Source organism: Nostoc sp., assembly GCF_036917195.1.
Classification (GTDB): domain Bacteria; phylum Cyanobacteriota; class Cyanobacteriia; order Cyanobacteriales; family Nostocaceae; genus Nostoc.
Genome location: NZ_JBALDG010000055.1, coordinates 1 through 16,848 on the forward strand (window position 1 = coordinate 1; position 16,848 = coordinate 16,848).

General features: G+C 40.5%; 15 protein-coding genes and 2 pseudogenes. 10 read left to right on the forward strand and 7 right to left on the reverse strand.

Annotation, left to right across the window (positions count from 1 at the left end):
- Positions 1-1,281: 1,281 nt before the first annotated feature.
- From V7K40_RS17915 to V7K40_RS17930, 4 genes and pseudogenes are all read left to right on the forward strand, one after another.
- Entirely contained in the window at positions 1,282-2,112 is an 831-nt protein-coding gene (locus tag V7K40_RS17915) for a PIG-L family deacetylase (RefSeq protein WP_334961940.1), read from the forward strand.
- 119 nt (positions 2,113-2,231) lie between these two features.
- Entirely contained in the window at positions 2,232-3,083 is an 852-nt protein-coding gene (locus V7K40_RS17920; RefSeq protein ID WP_334961942.1) for a hypothetical protein, read from the forward strand.
- Positions 3,084-3,457: 374 nt separating this feature from the next.
- Positions 3,458-4,503: pseudogene (locus V7K40_RS17925) on the forward strand (DMT family transporter).
- 151 nt (positions 4,504-4,654) lie between these two features.
- Complete coding sequence (locus tag V7K40_RS17930; protein WP_334961944.1) at positions 4,655-5,797, forward strand: peptidoglycan-binding protein; 1,143 nt, start codon at positions 4,655-4,657, stop codon at positions 5,795-5,797.
- Between the two features lie 188 nt (positions 5,798-5,985).
- Here V7K40_RS17930 and V7K40_RS17935 read toward each other — a convergent pair whose 3' ends face one another.
- Entirely contained in the window at positions 5,986-6,441 is a 456-nt protein-coding gene (locus V7K40_RS17935) for a DUF2141 domain-containing protein (protein ID WP_334961946.1), read from the reverse strand.
- 551 nt (positions 6,442-6,992) lie between these two features.
- Between V7K40_RS17935 and V7K40_RS17940 the strand changes: the two genes are divergently transcribed.
- The 4 genes from V7K40_RS17940 (at position 6,993) to V7K40_RS17955 (ending at position 10,207) form a co-directional block, all read left to right on the forward strand.
- Entirely contained in the window at positions 6,993-7,478 is a 486-nt protein-coding gene (locus V7K40_RS17940; RefSeq protein WP_334961948.1) for a glutathione peroxidase, read from the forward strand.
- A 139-nt stretch (positions 7,479-7,617) separates the two neighbouring features.
- On the forward strand, positions 7,618-8,442 hold the full coding sequence (locus V7K40_RS17945) for an SDR family oxidoreductase (RefSeq protein WP_334961950.1): 825 nt from the start codon (positions 7,618-7,620) through the stop codon (positions 8,440-8,442).
- Positions 8,443-8,464: 22 nt separating this feature from the next.
- Complete coding sequence (locus tag V7K40_RS17950) at positions 8,465-9,394, forward strand: alpha/beta hydrolase (protein ID WP_334961952.1); 930 nt, start codon at positions 8,465-8,467, stop codon at positions 9,392-9,394.
- 78 nt (positions 9,395-9,472) lie between these two features.
- Entirely contained in the window at positions 9,473-10,207 is a 735-nt protein-coding gene (locus V7K40_RS17955; RefSeq protein ID WP_334961954.1) for a glutathione peroxidase, read from the forward strand.
- Positions 10,208-10,316: 109 nt separating this feature from the next.
- Here the strand turns inward: V7K40_RS17955 and V7K40_RS17960 are convergent, their stop codons facing one another.
- Positions 10,317-10,646: a hypothetical protein gene (locus V7K40_RS17960; protein ID WP_334961956.1), complete on the reverse strand. Its 330-nt coding sequence runs from the start codon at positions 10,644-10,646 to the stop codon at positions 10,317-10,319.
- 38 nt (positions 10,647-10,684) lie between these two features.
- On the opposite strand from V7K40_RS17960, the pseudogene V7K40_RS17965 reads away from it, so the two are divergent.
- A pseudogene (locus V7K40_RS17965) lies at positions 10,685-11,085 on the forward strand (hypothetical protein); the annotation flags it as partial.
- 36 nt (positions 11,086-11,121) lie between these two features.
- The gene (locus V7K40_RS17970; protein WP_334961958.1) at positions 11,122-11,889 is read left to right on the forward strand and encodes a phosphatase PAP2 family protein; all 768 of its coding nucleotides are present in this window, start codon (positions 11,122-11,124) and stop codon (positions 11,887-11,889) included.
- Positions 11,890-12,464: 575 nt separating this feature from the next.
- On the opposite strand, the gene V7K40_RS17975 is transcribed toward V7K40_RS17970, so the two are convergent.
- From V7K40_RS17975 to V7K40_RS17995, 5 genes are all read right to left on the reverse strand, one after another.
- Complete coding sequence (locus tag V7K40_RS17975) at positions 12,465-12,737, reverse strand: hypothetical protein (protein WP_334961960.1); 273 nt, start codon at positions 12,735-12,737, stop codon at positions 12,465-12,467.
- Positions 12,738-13,341: 604 nt separating this feature from the next.
- Complete coding sequence (locus V7K40_RS17980) at positions 13,342-13,851, reverse strand: hypothetical protein (protein WP_334961962.1); 510 nt, start codon at positions 13,849-13,851, stop codon at positions 13,342-13,344.
- Entirely contained in the window at positions 13,838-14,665 is an 828-nt protein-coding gene (locus V7K40_RS17985) for a TonB-dependent receptor plug domain-containing protein (protein ID WP_334961968.1), read from the reverse strand. The genes V7K40_RS17980 and V7K40_RS17985 overlap by 14 nt, the downstream gene beginning before the upstream one ends.
- Positions 14,659-15,156, reverse strand: coding sequence for an AMIN domain-containing protein (locus tag V7K40_RS17990; RefSeq protein WP_334961964.1), 498 nt, complete (start codon positions 15,154-15,156; stop codon positions 14,659-14,661). The genes V7K40_RS17985 and V7K40_RS17990 overlap by 7 nt, the downstream gene beginning before the upstream one ends.
- A gap of 202 nt (positions 15,157-15,358) precedes the next feature.
- Positions 15,359-16,848: TonB-dependent siderophore receptor (locus V7K40_RS17995; protein ID WP_334961966.1), on the reverse strand; the 1,490-nt coding region annotated here is incomplete at its 5' end.

Sequence of the window (16,848 nt, forward strand, 5' to 3'; positions counted from 1 at the left end):
TCGGATTTTGAGTCAGCGCTACCGTAATCGTAGGAAACGTTTTGGATTGCGCTGTCACTTAATCGCTGGGATTTATAATCACGAACTTCACACAGTTAGTAAATCTTATATTTAATTAATCCCTAACAATACCACAAAACTTTTTTGCAAGAGGTCTAATTTATCTGTGACAACTTGCCCTACTAAAACTGTACCTAAGTTGACTTACGATGTACTGATTGAAAATGAACAAGATGGCAGGGTTAGTGCTAGAGTGCTAGAGTGCTAGGCTTGTGGTGCGACGAAAGAAGAAGCGCTAGAGAAACTCATTCAACTTTTAGAAGAGGGAAAACCAGAAATAGTGACTTTGGAAATTTACCCCCCCCAAACCGAGGCTACTTTAGAGTTTTTAAAAAATGTGCGATCAATAGGATTTGACCAGTATGCTATTATTAATTATTACGAAGACTTGATTCGTTAAAGAATCCGCATTGGTACTCAAGATTTACACATTGCAGCAATTACATTGTCAGTGAATGGGATTTGAGTTATTCGTAACTGCAAAGATTTTGAAAAAGTGCCTAATTGGCTTTTAGAAAATTGGAATATATCATAAAATTTATAACCGAAAAAACTGCGTCATCTAGTACTCCTCAGAATTTAATCTGAGTTTGATCGCCAAAGTAGTTTAATATTTATTGAGTTATACTGGACAAAGTTTCTTTAATTTTTAGTTTATTTACAATACTTTCTTCCACCCGTACTAGCACAGGTGAGAACTGTCATCTAATTTTACTCTCTATCAAAGAAGCACAAAAGTAAGGTTACAGCACATTTAACGAAAAAATCAGCATTTCTCCTTTGGTTTAGTTTCCCAGACTCAAACCGATGCCTTTTCCTGTCGGAGACGCTATGTATAGCAAGATCCCGTTCGCCCTTGGCGTCTCGTAGGGAAGAGTACGGCGAGTCACAGAACGTCTACGCCTAAGTTTATGTCAATAAGCAGCGATTAATGCGATTATTTTTAACTTATTGAGAATAAAATTCTTTTGTTGACATGATGCAGCCGCCCTGATCACTGTACGGACTTAGGTTTTATAAATAACATAAAATTTCCATGGTACTGACACACATTTAATAAAATATCGAATAAGATAAAAATCTAAATCGAATACAAATTAATCTTTGTCATTCAATCCAGATGCTAGTTAGCAGTTTGGCAATGTTTATGTCTGCGATGAAATATTAATACCATTTGGGTAATAATTTTTCATATAGTAATTTCAAATCATATCTGGTGCTATGAAAATAAGATATCTTCTTCATCGCTTAAGGTTCGGGCTGCACAATAAGTGGTGGTTGTTGAAATACCGATTTCGAGAACTACTGATTAAACTACAGTTCTACTGGCTTCTGTATCAAGGCAGTAAACTACTAAATATTAATCAGAAGTCGGTAATTGTATTTTCTCCTCACCAAGATGATGAAGCACTAGGTTGTGGGGGTATGATTGCACTCAAGCGAGAACAAGGAATACCGATTAAAGTTGTTTTTGTTACAGATGGAGGAGGTTCTCATCGAGGTCATACCAAGATTACCCGTTCAGAAATTGTTCAAATTCGTAAACAAGAAGCGATAGCAGCTTTGAAGATTTTAGGAGTGGAATCAACAGATGTTCACTTTCTTGATAAATGTGATGGTGCATTATACAAAATGACAGAAACTGAACAACAGCAAACCATTGAAGAAATGGCGCAATTATTAAGTAGTTTTCAACCACAAGAGGTATACGTTACTCATAAACAGGATCGCAGTCGAGATCATGAAATTACTTATCAATTGGTTCAAGCTGCTATTTCTAAAGCAGAAGTGACAGTAGAACTGTGGCAATATGCTATCTGGTTACTTTGGAAGTCTTTATTGTTTCGCAGTCTGAAGTTTGATGAATTAGTAGGCGCTCATCGGGTTGCAATTCATCAAGTGCAATCTAAGAAAAAGCAGGCTATTGAAATCTACCGTTCTCAATATTTACCTATAGATGCTGAATCGAGTGCCGTACTTCCCCCTGGTTTCCTCTGGCGGTTTTTCTTACCTCATGAGATTTTTTTCAAATCAGACTCCGGTCAGGAGTAAAAAAGGTTTTAAATAAGAAGAACTCATAAGTCAGAATTCAGCAGGAATTCTGTACGAGTGGGTGATGAGTAATTGAGTACTTTCACATTTTTAAGCTTTTACCCTCAAATCATAAAAATATGAGTCAACAACAATTTTGTTTTTGCACTTTAGCATTAGGCAAAGTGTATCGGGGGCTGGCTAGTTTATTAGCAAAAGACCTAGAACTATATTCACCTAATACTGCTTTTATAGTTCTCACTGATAACCCTCAAGAGTTTAGCAAATATCCTCAAGTTTTGGCATTTCAGCATCAGCAGCAGGGTGTTAAGTGTTACCACGATAAAAGATTTGCTATTGCTAAGGCTTTATCTCTATTTAATTCATGTATATTCATTGATTCAGATATGCGAATCTTGGCACCTATACCAGAATATATAGAATGGCTTTTAGAGCCAGGGATAAGTGCTAGAGCTTGTATGGATATGCCGAAAAAATTTGCTAAAGCTTTGACAAAAACTGACAAGTATTTTTCTAAAGAAATTGAAGTTATAAAAAAAGCAGCGCAGTTTTTAAATTTAGATCCAGAATGTGAAAATGTTACGTTTGTCCATGAATATTTGTTTTCTGTTACTAAGTCAGCAGGAAAAGAAATTGAATTTTTAGAAACATGGGAAATCCTTGCCAAATATTTTGAGCTAAATGGAGTTTATGAAGGCGAAGGTAATGCCATAGGTCTAGCTGCCTATAAAGCAGGGCTGCCAGTGAGATGGAGCGAGATGTCAGGTATTTCCTTTTTCAATAACAAAACTGAATTGATCAAAATTCAAAAGGGACAGTCAAACATGGATGAAATGTTGACATATTTTCAGGAACACGGAAAACTTGCACATCCTAAACGCTCTACTCTGGAAAAAATTGTATTTAAACTTAGCAAAGCCATAATGCATGTTTATAGAGCAATAAAGTACAGAGTCGTTACTTCACTGTGAGAAAAGAGTTTTTCAAAAATAACCTCTACCTGCATTTATTTTACTGCATTTGTTCAGGTGATAAAGCTAAATTGAGTCAACTGCCCTAAGAGATAAATCACTTGCATTATTAGTTTAAACAAGCACTTATCGGTAGGATTTTTAGATATAAAAACTACTGTATATCTGCCTGATTTGAAGCGTTTGTGCTTGTTCCCTGATAAAGCTTTTTAAAGCTATCCGTCTGATTACAATCTTCATCCTCGTGTAACCTTAGCTACACGTGAGTATTAATTCCTTTTCTCCCAGACGCTACGCGATCGCAAAACTACATAATTCGGTAAAATTAGGTGAAGCAAATTTTACGCTTGTTAAACAAAAGCATCACTAAACCCATGCAACTGAAACTCAGTGCATCTCAACTTCCTTTCGCCCCCATCCTGTTAATTACCCCCTTTTTCTTATGGGGGACGGCAATGGTAGCCATGAAAGGAGTCATACCTCACACCACACCGCTATTCATGGCAGGTGTGCGTCTGATACCAGCTGGAGTGTTAATTTTAATAGCAGCTGCATTCATGGGTAAACCCCGGCCCAAGAGTTGGGCTGCATGGCTGTGGATTGCCTTATTTGCTCTAGTAGATGGGACGCTATTTCAAGGCTTTTTGGCAGAGGGATTAGTCAGAACCAGTGCGGGGTTAGGGTCTGTGATGATTGACTCGCAACCCTTGGCTGTTGCCTTGCTGTCGTTGTGGCTATTCCAGGAACATATTGGTTTTTGGGGATGGCTGGGGCTAGGCTTGGGAATCACAGGCATTGGTTTAATTGGCTTACCTGATGAGTGGATTTTCCATTTTCTCGACTCAGGCGCAAATATCACAATTGGGAACTGGCAAGATTTGTTTGCTAGTGGCGAGTGGTTGATGCTGTTAGCAGCGCTATCAATGGCTGTGGGAACAGTGTTGATTCGGTTTGTGTGCCGACATGTTGACCCAGTAACTGCTACGGGATGGCACATGATTTTGGGTGGATTGCCACTATGGGGAGTTTCATCAGTTGTCGAATCTCAGCAGTGGGAGAATCTAGGAGCATCTGATTTAGTGGCTTTGGGTTATGCTACCGTATTTGGCAGTGCGATCGCCTACGGGTTATTCTTCTACTTTGCCTCTAGGGGCAATCTCACCAGTCTTAGTTCCCTGACCTTCTTCACACCCATCTTTGCCCTAGTATTTGGTAATCTCTTCCTCTCAGAAGTCCTCAGTCCGTTGCAGTGGGTCGGTGTTTTCTTTACTTTAATCAGCATCTATCTGATTAACCAACGTGATGTTTTAGAGGGTAAAACGACACAGTTACTGTCGGCGAAGTAGCTAATATACAGCAACCAGTTTTAGAAGCATCGGCTAAAAAATTGAACCCCTTAATCTTAGCAGTTAGAGAATAGAAACCAGAAATTTTACCTTAACTCGTTAAAGGGGAGATGAGGGAGTAGGGGAGCAGGAGAAGAAATGACAAATAACAGTTAACATTTGGTCATCTTGAAGTTATTGTGGGATCAAAGACTTCAAAAGCACGTTCAAGCTGAAACTTGTAATATGAGGCTATGCCGTTCCTCAATCTTGATATTTACCTGTTTTTCTTGCGTGGGTTTTTACCCAAATCGCGCAAGTACAGCCACACCTAACCTAGCACCTGAAATTTTAGAACTTGCACAAGCTAGTTCGACAGTTACTGCTAGTTCGGCTGTTTTGAGACCCGGTAGTCAAGGGTCAGATGTGCAGAGACTACAAACCCAATTAAAGCAGTTGGGGTACTATAGTGGCGTGGTAGATGGACAGTACAACGCCAGTACGGAAATCGCTGTAGCTAAATTCCAGAAAGCAAAGGGTTTAAAAGTAGATGGTATTACGGGTCAGGCGACTAGGGGCAGACTGCAAGCAGCTTTGGCTGCCAAAAATCAGATTGTCACCTCTCCATTTGTTGTCTCTCCTGCTCCGACTTCCAAACCATCTGCAACACCCAAGCCGACTGAGAGAGGTTTTGTCTGGTGGTTAATATTTGCCATCGGAGTTCTAGGAAGTATTGGCGCACTTGTTTACCTGCTGAGGTGGTTTCGTCAGGTCAAACAAGTGCAAAAGTCCGAAATATCAAATACTAAAAGTTTGAGTGAAGCTAACAAAGACCCAATGACCCCACCCTCATCAGAAACTGTAACTAGTCCACAAACAGCTACGCCACCACTCACCACACAATTGCTGCTACCAGAAAAAACTTCCCGGCTTGCTAAACTCAATATCGTTGACGAATTAATTCAAGACTTACGCAGTTCTGACCCAACAAAGCGACACAAGGCTATTTGGGATTTGGGTCAGCAGGGAGATTCGCGGGCAATTCAGCCTATGGTTGATCTGATGATTGATGCTGATTCTCAAGAAAACAGCTTAATTTTGGCAGCTTTGGCAGAAATTGGGACCCGCACACTCAAACCGATGAACCGGGCTTTAGCAATGTCAATCCAAGATGAAAGTCCACAAGTACGGCAAAATGCCATTCGTGACTTGACGCGCGTTTATGACACGATGGGTCAAATGAGTCAGATGTTACTCCATGCGTTAGATGACCCAGATGCCGAAGTGCAAGCAACAGCACGATATGCTTTAACTCAGATGAATCGAATGCGTGGCTTACCGGAACAACAAGGTCTACCAGAAGATTCACACGACGATTCACGAGAATAGAGCAAAAGTCATTCGATTTTAGATTTTAGATTTTTCCTTCAATTCCTGACGCTCATAAGCATTGTGTCAGCGACTATGCGTAGCGTCTGATATCATGTCCGCTTGATTGCTTATTAAACAGACATGATATTATATGTGGTTTTGAGTTTTAGTTTGTCTACTGCACCAAGTTTAAATCCGTTGTCAGCCTAAAAATATTTCAATTGGATTTGGATATTAGTGTTCGGGCCTGCAACCAAAAATGCTGCTTCGCTAAATTTGGGCGCTCTTGTGCGAATTTCTGGGTTGCTGGAAAATCCAAAGCCTTCGCTTGGTATACCAAGTCCATTTCTATTGAGAGTGCCGTCATTATTTTGATCGTGGAAGACAGCAACGGCATAAGTACCCGCTTTCAAGTTCTCAAAGGTAATGGGTAAGGGAATGTCAGTAATCTTGCTACACTGCTTTTGTAAGACACGATCGCGATCGCTAGGAAATCCTTCACTGCTTGCAAATAGACTGGCACACACTTGTCCTTCTTTGTTCTTCAAGCCATCAATTTCCACGGTGAGTTTGCCGTTAAAATTAGCCTTGGCACTAAATGACCATGCCAGATTTCCCAGAACTGCTAATAACAGTATACTAACTCTTAATCCTTTAACCATAAAATTGTCACAAGGTAAAATAAGTTTTGCTGAAATTAAGTTTTCACTTTGATTTAGATCACGCAGATTGATCGTGACATTATTCGGTCAATACTCGCAAGTATCCTGCCATATTTCGTCTCTAGATTTGTCTGTATAAGCAATAGTCAGTATTCATAATTTATCTCTATGACAAAATTTTGTATCAAAAGCAACGCAGATTTCCAAGACCTATCCTGAGATATGAGATTGTCTAGCTATTTATAGAAGAGTTATCAATTAGTTAAATCTGGTTGTCAGTGTCAATTCACAGGCGATCGCTATCTTAATTGATCAGCTGCACCAGTTGAGGAAAAATGCTCCGCATCCTGGCTTATCGTTAGACATCGCCTTGCCAAGCATCAATCAGTGAGGGAAACATCTATTGAAACTCCCATACAAGCTTATAGCCTGAGTTAAATAGAATCGTAGTGGGAAACTTGGCTAACAAACCTAATTTCCTTAAATAAACCGGGTTTAGAGTACCTGTAATATGGGAAACTTGGCAATATTCCCGATAAATCAGATTCAAGATGAGTAACACAATTTCGGACATCGCCGTCAAGACCATCAACAGTGAGGATAAGCAATTAAAGGACTACACCGGAAAGGTACTCTTAATTGTGAATGTGGCTTCCTACTGCGGTTATACTTCTCAATACGAAGGGTTAGAAAAATTGAACCATAAGTATGGGGAAGCAGGGTTACGTATTTTGGGGTTCCCCTGTAACGATTTTGGAGCGCAGGAACCAGGAAGCAATCAGGAGATTGTGCAATTCTGCACAAGTAAATATGGTGTTACCTTTGAACTATTCGATAAAGTTCATGCCAAAGGTTCGCAGCAGCATCCACTTTATGAGCGACTTACCAAAGCAGTTAAGCCAACGGGAACTATTGCTTGGAATTTTGAAAAATTTTTAGTTAATAAACAAAATGAAGTGATAGCTCGATTTAATAGTAGTGTCCAGCCAAATTCACCAGAGATAATTGCCATAATTGAGAAAGAATTAGCAAAATAGTCATTAGTGATTAGGTAAAACTTTCTGTACTATTGACTATTGAATGTTAGCTCTGGACTGTTAAATTTATTTACATCCAGTCCCTTAATTTAGAATCTAGTCTCGATGAGCAGTTTAATTTATTTGTATCTAATTTGTTATGAACGTTGCAATCATTGGTTGTGGTTATGTTGGTTATAAAGTTGCTCAATATTGGCAGCAAAAGATGAATTTTGTTGTCAGTGTAACCACAACTTCCCCTGAGCGTGTCCCGGTACTACAATCAGTATCCCAAAGAGTTGTAGTTACCTGCGGGAATGACCTAGATAGTCTAAAATCAGTTTTGCACAATCAAGATGTTGTACTTTTGAGTGTTGGTGCAAAAAATGGGGAAGTTTATGAAGAAACTTATCTAAAAACTGCTCAAACTTTAATTTCATCCTTGCAGCAGATTCCGAGTGTCAAACAATTAATATATACAGGAAGTTATGCCGTTTATGGTGACAGAAATGGTGTGTGGGTAGATGAAGAAACACCGCTTGCACCCGCTAATCAAAATGCACAAATTCTCCGAAAAACAGAGGATGTATTGCTATCAGCATCTAGTGAAAATCTCCGCGTTTGTATCTTTCGCTTAGGAGGGATTTATGGAACTGGCAGAGAACTGTTGAAAATATTTAGTAGATATTCTGGTGCAACCCGTCCTGGCAATGGCGAAGATATCACAAATTGGATTCATTTGGATGATATTGTTGATGCGATAGAATTTGCCCGTCACCGTCGTTTGCAAGGGATTTACAATCTGGTAGATGATGCACATCTCAGCAGCCAAGACTTGCTAGAGCGCTTATTTGAAAAACATAATTTACCCAAAGTTAAATGGGATACTTCTATCAAAAGTACCCGTCCATATAATGCTTGGGTATCGAATGAAAAACTTAAAGAGGCTGGATACCAATTAATTCATCCACAGATGATTTTTTAGCAAGGATTAAAAACTAGGAATTATGCAACCATCTACTATAGCTAACACAATCAATTTGACAGCATCTCCTAGCCAGTTTTACAGTTGGCAGAATTATCGTTGTGCTTACGAAGTTCATCAACCAATTAATACAACACCTGAGGGTATTCCCTTACTATTAATTCATCCTATTGGCGTCGGATTGTCACGGCAATTTTGGCAGCGATTTTGTCGCGAATGGTATAAGACAGGTGAGCGTAATTCAATTTACAACCCTGATTTACTAGGATGTGGTGAAAGTGATATGCCTCATGTAGCTTACACTCCTAGTGATTGGGCAGAACAGTTGCAGTACTTTTTACAAACAGTTGTGCAAAAACCTGTCATTGTAGTAGTACAAGGTGCTTTATTACCAGTTGCGATCGCATTAGTTCAAAAGGAATCAAATTTAATTGCCAGACTTGTACTCTCTGGGCCTCCAACATGGGCTTTGATCACAAATAAATCACCAGAATGGCAGCAAAAACTCCTTTGGAATCTGTTAGATTCACCTTTTGGGAGTGCTTTTTATCGCTATGCACGCACCCCAAAATTTTTACATTCTTTCTCGACTCGTCAACTCTTTGCTTCTGATAATGCTGTGGATGCAGAGTGGTTGGATACATTGCTTGCAGGTGCAGAAAATCCTGCTAGTCGTCATGCAGTGTTTTCTTTTCTAGCAGGGTTTTGGCGACAGAATTATACTAGTTTTATCGCCTCTATTGGGCAACCAACATTAGCGGTTGTGGGGGAAACTGCATCGAGTATTAGTCAAGACAATAGAAAAGAAACGCCAGATGAACGCTTGGCTTACTATCTGTCCTGTTTGCCTCAAGGTCGAGGTATAAAAATAAATGGGCGTAATGTTTTACCATATGAGTCAACCGCTGAATTTGTCGCAGCGATCGCTCCATTTATTAATGAAGTTTTTTAGCTGATTGATAGTTACATGATAACAGTCTTCTTTATGATAGGTTATGACTGGAATTGATTACTAAAGGCAAGCAAAATTATGTTCTCTGATCGCCGTGGACAGCAGATTCCTAATGTCACTTTTCATACTCGTGTTAACAACCAGTGGGTGGATGTGACAACCGATAAATTGTTTGCTGATAAGACAGTGGTTGTCTTCTCCTTACCGGGTGCTTATACTCCGACTTGTTCATCAACTCATCTCCCTGGTTACAACGAATTGGCTGGGGTTTTAAAAGAAAATGGTGTCGATGACATTATCTGTATTTCTGTCAATGATACCTTTGTAATGAATGAATGGGCAAAGGATCAAGAAGCAGAAAATATTACATTAATTCCCGATGGTAATGGTGAATTTACTGAAGGCATGGGAATGCTGGTAGATAAATCAGACTTGGGGTTTGGGAAGCGATCGTGGCGCTACTCGATGCTGGTGAAAGATTGTGTAATTAATCAAATGTTTATTGAGCCAGATGAGCCAGGAGATCCCTTTAAGGTGTCCGATGCCGAAACAATGCTCAGATACATCAACCCCCAAGCAGTGAAGCCCGAAGTAGTTTCCCTGTTTGCGAAAGTGGGTTGTCCCTTCTGTGCGCGTGCTAAGGCGATGCTCAAGGAACATGGTATTAACTACGAAGAAATTACCTTGGGTAAGGATATCACCACACGGTCGTTAAAAGCAGTTACAGGTGCGACAACAGTTCCCCAAGTGTTTATCGATGGTAAATTAATTGGTGGTTCTGAGGCACTAGAAGCCTACTTCGCAGCGAAATAGATTTCAGTTGGTTGACACAGCTGTCACCTGTGTCAACTTCAGGTTGTTATGAAAAAAGGCGGCGATCGCCCTTGGATGGGTCAAGCGCCGCCACTCTCTATTTTGAGTTTTAGTAACGGCGATCGCGTTCCAAATCGTAAATTACTTTCTCTAAATACCAGTTATCCGATTGACCCTGATGGCTGTGCCGCTGCTGTCTGAGTAGTCGTTTAGCTGTTGTCACGTCACCGTGAAGTAAAACAAGTAAACGTTTTTGCAGTTCTCTGTTTTTCGGATCACTGAAGTATGCCCTAGAAACCTTGCCCTGTGGTTGAGATGACCACAGTTTGATTAAGGCAAGTGATAAGCTGATGATCACAAGCACCACGATAAATCCCATACTTATAGAGATTAAGTAGCTGTCACCTTCTACTGTGTCGAAATTTTTTCTCTCTGGCATTGGGGATTTTTCGGTTGTTTTCCTAATTACTTGGCATCTGGGATTTGCTAGTTATCTTTTTTATCCCAGTAATCGTTAAAATATTTGAATTTCTTCAAATAGGTGCAATATTTCAATTTCTATTTGATATCATTAGCGCCCTTTTTGCTGGTTTCCTTTTCCTGAACAATTATGTTTATATCTTACTGATTCCAGTTATTGGTTTTGGAATTATCCAATTTTTTAAAAAATTTGTCTTTAATGCTAAAGTCCAAGTAGCTAGCAGAGTTAAAAAATCACGCTGTGTCAATTGTGTCAATAAAATTCGACATCGTGATACTTACTGTCCACACTGCGGTTATTATCAGTACATTGAATGCCAAAACTGTATAATCTTACTTATAAACATTTGTCATACTCTAAACATTGTGGAACTTCTCAAGATTTGAATAATTTGTAATCAGTGAAGTCGTTTATCAGTCTTTTTAATTTAGATATGGAAAAAGTGAAAAAAGCCAATAAAGAGAGTCAGTCGCCTCTTGATTTTCTCAAAAACCTGTTGATTGCTCGTTGGCGATCGCTCTTACTCCTGTTGATAGGAGTCTATTTACCTTTGCAAATTTTTGAAATCCTGACAGTGAAGATATGGCAGAATCAAGCTGGCTTCCCGTGGGATGTGCCTATTCTGTTAGCAGTTCATTCTACAGAAAATCCACAGCTTGATGTTTTAGCAGTGACGCTAGCTATAATTGGGTTGCCTTGGAGGGCGATACCGATTTTGGGTGCGATCGCACTAATATTACTACTTCAAAAACGCTGGCGATCGCTAGCTTATTTACTCACCGCCTCAGTGGGAAGCATCATCATCAACCGCACAGCAAAGGAATTAATGCATCGAGTGCGTCCACAATTGTGGCAGTCCATTGCGCCTGAGTCTAGTTTTGCATTTCCCAGTGCTCATGCCATGACGAGTGTAACTCTGGTAGCAATTTTGCTATTCTTAACTTGGGCTAGCTCCTGGCGCTGGTTGGTTCTCATCTTCGGCAGCTTATATGTAATAGCTATTGCGTGGTGTCGTATCTATCTGGGGGTTCATTTTCCTAGTGACATTCTCGCAGGTTGGATGGTTACATTAGGTTGGACAATTGGCGTCAGTCTAATTATTAAACCGTATATAACTAAAGTCAAATCCGTAGATGGCGATCGCCCTGAGGATGAAACAACCTTACTTCCTGAAGAAAGAAAGTTGATAACCGAGGAGTAATATGTCCGGGTTTACAACTATGTCAATCAATTTTGTATTTTGGATTTTGGATTTTGGATTTGTTCCGCCCACTATGAGTGCTGGGCATGTCCATGCGAGGATTTTGGATTTTGGATTTATTCCGCCACGCGAGTTGCTCTACTTGGGGAGACCCCTACAGCCCTTCCCTAACGGGACGCCTTGCGGCGAACGGGCATCCTACGGCAGGTGCTAGCCTTTCCCTTTGGGAGAAGACCGCACTCGCTCCACAATGCACGGGGCATGAACCAAATAATTCTTTGTTCTTTAATCTAAAATTTAAAATCTAAAATTGGCATTGAATTTAGCGATCGCTACAAGTGACAAGTTGCTGTTAACTTTGCCGATGGTTGTAAGTCTGTAATCTGCTTCGAGATAGTGGCAGTGTAAATTTAGATGAAAACTTGTTGCCGTGTCCATCACTAATAAAATAGATTTACCTATACAGATTAGGGACACAAAATCACGTTCATTTCTCCTCTTCATCAATAGGGGCGGTGCTTTTCCCCTTAACCAAAAGTATTCAGATGTACCCAGAAATCAATTTGTCAGACCTGTTACGATCCTTGTATAAGTTCATTAATTGAACTTATGCTTTGTTTAATTTTTTCTATCAGAGAAGTTCTTAATAACTCAAGGGTTTCGCTTGAAAGATTAAGTAATCCCAAAGCATATAATAGGCTCGAAATACCAATAAATAGAGCCAAAAACCTCCCAAAACAACCGGGATTAATTTCAATAAAACCTAATTTAGATTGCCCAATGACAGCAATCGTTATAAAAACAATTCCTGCTATTAAAAATGTGTTATTTGGAGTTAAATCTGTCATTTTCTTATGAAGATGCCTTAGTATTTTTATTGTAGCGATTATTAGTTCAAATTTCTATATAGACTATATGTAAAAACATAAAAATTTTGCTACCACTCACCCCACGTTAAGGAGACTCTAGCTATTCCAGTATTGGTGTTGGATCTGATCGGGTGCTATGATTTAGAAAAATATATTCTAATTTTGAAACCTATTGAACGAATTTGGATAGGTAATGGGTATACATTAGAGGCCTTGTTCCGTAAGCTAAAAAGCCAGTGATCAAAACCCACGCCCACCAGAGATATGGTTTTTAGGCATATTGATGATGCGATCGTGGTCAGATTGGTGTTGACAAACTCTTGAAAACCGTTTCGCTCAGTTGGCGAATGTTTCTGCTGGATTCTTGAACATCCTATTGTACTTCCTCAGCTTTAACGGGTGTGCTGATCAAAAGAACAACCGCACTTGTCAACAACAGGCTTTAAAAAAATTTATCTAACTTCATTTATCCCCTCACACTCAAGAAAATTGCTTAGTCACACTAAAACATCAATGATTAACCAAGCGTGATCGCTATTTTATGAGCAAGCGATCGCGCTTGTGTTATTGACAAGAATTGATGCTATTCGTCCTTACCACAACTAGTCTTACCACCACCGCAATAAGTAGGCCACCAAGGATTGAATTTCGCCTTATCTTCTGCATCATTGCTCATGTTTATCATTGTTTGAAAGCTCGATTTTTCATCTCCATAGCGAAAGTGACTATGGATTGGTTCACCTTCAGGAGCTTGGAAACTCAGATACTTGAATTGGTTACAAGCGGGGTCTTTACTTTCATCTTTTTTTAGTTCAAATAAATCCCAGATAGCTGTTTTGTATTCTGGGTAAAACTTGGAATCAGGTACAGCCCCCAGGTAAGCATAACGACAGTTGCGGGCAATAGGTGTTTTTCCCTCGGTATCTTTGTAGAAGCTAAAGTTATCCATTTTTTCAATTACAATCCGTTTGGGATTGCGCGGGTCTTTCATGGAACTGTTACTCTCCGTATTCAGATAAAAAATGCCGTCATATCCTAAATAAGGAACTTTATAAGCATTCTGAGAAACAATCTGAGTCTCAACATTGGTCACAAGTTAAGCTTGTAAGGCAGTTGTCGCTAAATTCATGCTTTAGTGTGTAGCCAAATTTTTGCGTCGTGATATCGCTCAAGTCTAAACCAGGATAACCCGTATAGAAGCTCTGAGGTATCAAGCTACCATCACTCAAGAGCGCAACAAGACTTCTAGGAGGATCTCCAAAGAAGTGAGTATATTCATAGTACAGATTCAGGCTTGTGCGATCGCCCAAGTTGACTGTGATTGAGGGTGCAATGGTGGTCAGTTGGGTGTTGACAAAATCTTGAAAACCGTTTGCACCCTGATAACTGGCAATCAAGCGGTAAAGCACAGTTTTATCGGCAGTCAAGGGATCTGAGAAATCAATCAGGGGCTGATAAAAGCCATAACTTCCTACCTCAAATTCAAGTTTGTAATAGGGTTCATTCAAGGGTTGTTTGGTGACAATGTTGACAATTCCACCAGGCTCTAGAGAACCAAACAGAACCGAGGCGGGTCCTTTGAGAACTTCCACTTGCTCAATGGTTCCAACTGGTTGCAAGAGGTTGTCCAAAGTAAAGCTACCTTCTGAAAGGCCGTTGCGTAAATTTGTTTCCGCAGCAAATCCTCTGATGGATCTGGCTTTGCCAGTCGCACCGCTCTGGTCTGCACTATTTGAAACGCCACTGACCGTTTCCACTGACTCGTTTAAAGTTCTCACATTACGATCTTCCAGCACCTCTCGGGGTACAACTTGAATCGATTGGGGAATGTCCCGTAGCGGGGTGTCGGTTTTTGTGGCTGTTGTCGCATTTGGCACATTATAGCCATCCTGCTCACCCGTCACCACCAATTCAATCGGCTCATCTGCGCTGCTGGTTCCTCTTGTGGTGTTTCACTAGCAGGCGTTTGGGGTTGCTGCGGTGGAGAAATCGCCGTTGCCTGTGATGCTACCCCAAAAACCAGCCCGACATTATCATCAAATAACTCAACCGTGGGCATAACTGCAACACCTACCACCGTCACTCGCACAGTATTTGCATCAACATTCGTTACTGTTATTTCAGCAATTTCCGCAAGCGGTTTTTCCGAACGAAATGTGAAAGCTTCACCCGACGGTAAACGCAATTGCCCGCCAGATACATCTGCAATAAAATTATTACCCGTACTGCGATTTGTGACTTGCAGTTGAGTCCCTTGAGGTGTCTCTAAAATTATCTCCACACCTTTGTCGGTGGGATTGGCTTTAACGGATGTTATTGGTACAACTTGAGTTGTAGGTGCTAGGCTTGGTGTTTTTGATGATACCCTGATAAGGACAATGCAATATACGCTGCACATTATATTGCATCATCGGAGTCATGACGTTGGAGCGAAAGTGGTAAGGTTGCTCTGGCTCACGCATCAAGTGTTGCAATGCTTTTGGTAGTTCCCCGGAGGAATTGCCGATCAAGGACTGCAACAATTACTGTGTAGGTTAAAAGCAATCTGACGTAATTTGAGTGACCTCATAGAAAATGCTCCCACACTATTCCTGATCTGATTAGAACTCCCAGGAAACCGTTCCTTGTACCGTCAGCGGCTCTCCTGGATAAACGGTGAGGTCACGTTGAGCTGATGCATAATAATCAATATCAAACAGATTTCTAATGTTGAGCGCTACTCGTAAATTATTTCGCTCATAGAAAACAGCAGCATCAGTGCGTAAATAGCTGGGTAACTCGAACGTATTTGCTAAGTCTCCCTGACGATCGCCAACGTAGTATAGTCCTAAACCAAACCCCAAACCTTGCAAGTTACCTTGAGTAATTTTATAGGTCGTCCACAAGGTAAAGGCGTGTTTCGGTACATTATTCAGGATGTTGTCAACAAGCTCAGTATCCGTATCTTTTGTGACCCTAGCATCAGTGTAGGCATAGCCCCCAATAATGCTCAATCCGGGCAAAATTTCCCCACCAATATTTAGTTCAATTCCTTGACTTTTTTGCTCGCCTGTTTGAATGGACTCGCCAGGATTGTCTAGATCGTCAGTCAGCACATTAGAACGAGTCAGATCGTAAAACGCTAGTGTTGCTGAGACTTTATCACTCAAATCTGTCTTGATGCCTACCTCGTATTGAGTGCCTTTTTCTGGCTGGAATAAACTGTTATCAAAGGTTGTACCAATGAGTTGTTGAAATGAGCGGCTATAGCTGGCGTAGAGCGAAATTGCTGGGATGGGCTGGTAGACAATCCCAACGCGAGGGCTGAAGGCTTCGTTTTGTTGAAAATCATTATTCGACGAGTCTATGAAGTCTTTAAATGTTTGATTAACAATATCGAAACGACCACCTAGCAGTAACTTGAGATTATTGAAGAGCGCGATTTGGTCTTGAAGATAAAAGCCTAACGAGTCCGATGTCGTTTCATCATCAGATGGGTCACCAATAATCCCTCCTAGCGTCTGAGTATATACCGGATTGAACAAATCAAGTGGCGCAATGGAACGATTAATTTGTTGACCCCCAGCAACCTCCCTGAATAAATCAAAACCAGCTACTATTTGGTGCTGAATGCTGCCCGTCTTAAACTTGCCAACAACGTAATTATCCAAAGAATAAGTGTTATCGTAATTTCCTGCTGGGAACGTTCTCACAGTTCTTGACAACAAGCGCCCATCTTCTGATAGAGAGGTGGGAAGGATATATATCCGGTTGTTGGGGTAGTTAGAAAGCGAAGCTTGAAAGGCATTTCGGACTTGCCAATCTTCGTTGAAGCGATGCTCAAAATTATAGCCAACTCGCAAGACATTACGGTTGTTCCCTGACACTGAGACATCAAAAGGTTCTCCAATATAGCGATTCCGGGGAATTTGACCATTTGGATTAGAAAGCACGGTCCCTCTAGCTGGCAAACCTGAATCATCTGGTTGCTGAGTTGCTAAGTATTCAGATTCAAATGATATAGCGCTACAAGATTGTGTTAGGACTATTATATCGAGTGCAAAAAAATCTGATGCCTGCCCCCTATAGCTATGACCTGGGCCAAAAAGCG

Bases quoted from the DNA above. Each gene is read 5' to 3' on its own strand.
- V7K40_RS17915 (WP_334961940.1), top strand. From the start codon at position 1,282: ATGAAAATAAGATATCTTCTTCATCGCTTAAGGTTCGGGCTGCACAAT.
- V7K40_RS17920 (WP_334961942.1), top strand. From the start codon at position 2,232: ATGAGTCAACAACAATTTTGTTTTTGCACTTTAGCATTAGGCAAAGTG.
- V7K40_RS17930 (WP_334961944.1), top strand. From the start codon at position 4,655: ATGAGGCTATGCCGTTCCTCAATCTTGATATTTACCTGTTTTTCTTGC.
- V7K40_RS17935 (WP_334961946.1), bottom strand. From the start codon at position 6,441: ATGGTTAAAGGATTAAGAGTTAGTATACTGTTATTAGCAGTTCTGGGA.
- V7K40_RS17940 (WP_334961948.1), top strand. From the start codon at position 6,993: ATGAGTAACACAATTTCGGACATCGCCGTCAAGACCATCAACAGTGAG.
- V7K40_RS17945 (WP_334961950.1), top strand. From the start codon at position 7,618: ATGAACGTTGCAATCATTGGTTGTGGTTATGTTGGTTATAAAGTTGCT.
- V7K40_RS17950 (WP_334961952.1), top strand. From the start codon at position 8,465: ATGCAACCATCTACTATAGCTAACACAATCAATTTGACAGCATCTCCT.
- V7K40_RS17955 (WP_334961954.1), top strand. From the start codon at position 9,473: ATGTTCTCTGATCGCCGTGGACAGCAGATTCCTAATGTCACTTTTCAT.
- V7K40_RS17960 (WP_334961956.1), bottom strand. From the start codon at position 10,646: ATGCCAGAGAGAAAAAATTTCGACACAGTAGAAGGTGACAGCTACTTA.
- V7K40_RS17970 (WP_334961958.1), top strand. From the start codon at position 11,122: ATGGAAAAAGTGAAAAAAGCCAATAAAGAGAGTCAGTCGCCTCTTGAT.
- V7K40_RS17975 (WP_334961960.1), bottom strand. From the start codon at position 12,737: ATGACAGATTTAACTCCAAATAACACATTTTTAATAGCAGGAATTGTT.
- V7K40_RS17990 (WP_334961964.1), bottom strand. From the start codon at position 15,156: ATGTGCAGCGTATATTGCATTGTCCTTATCAGGGTATCATCAAAAACA.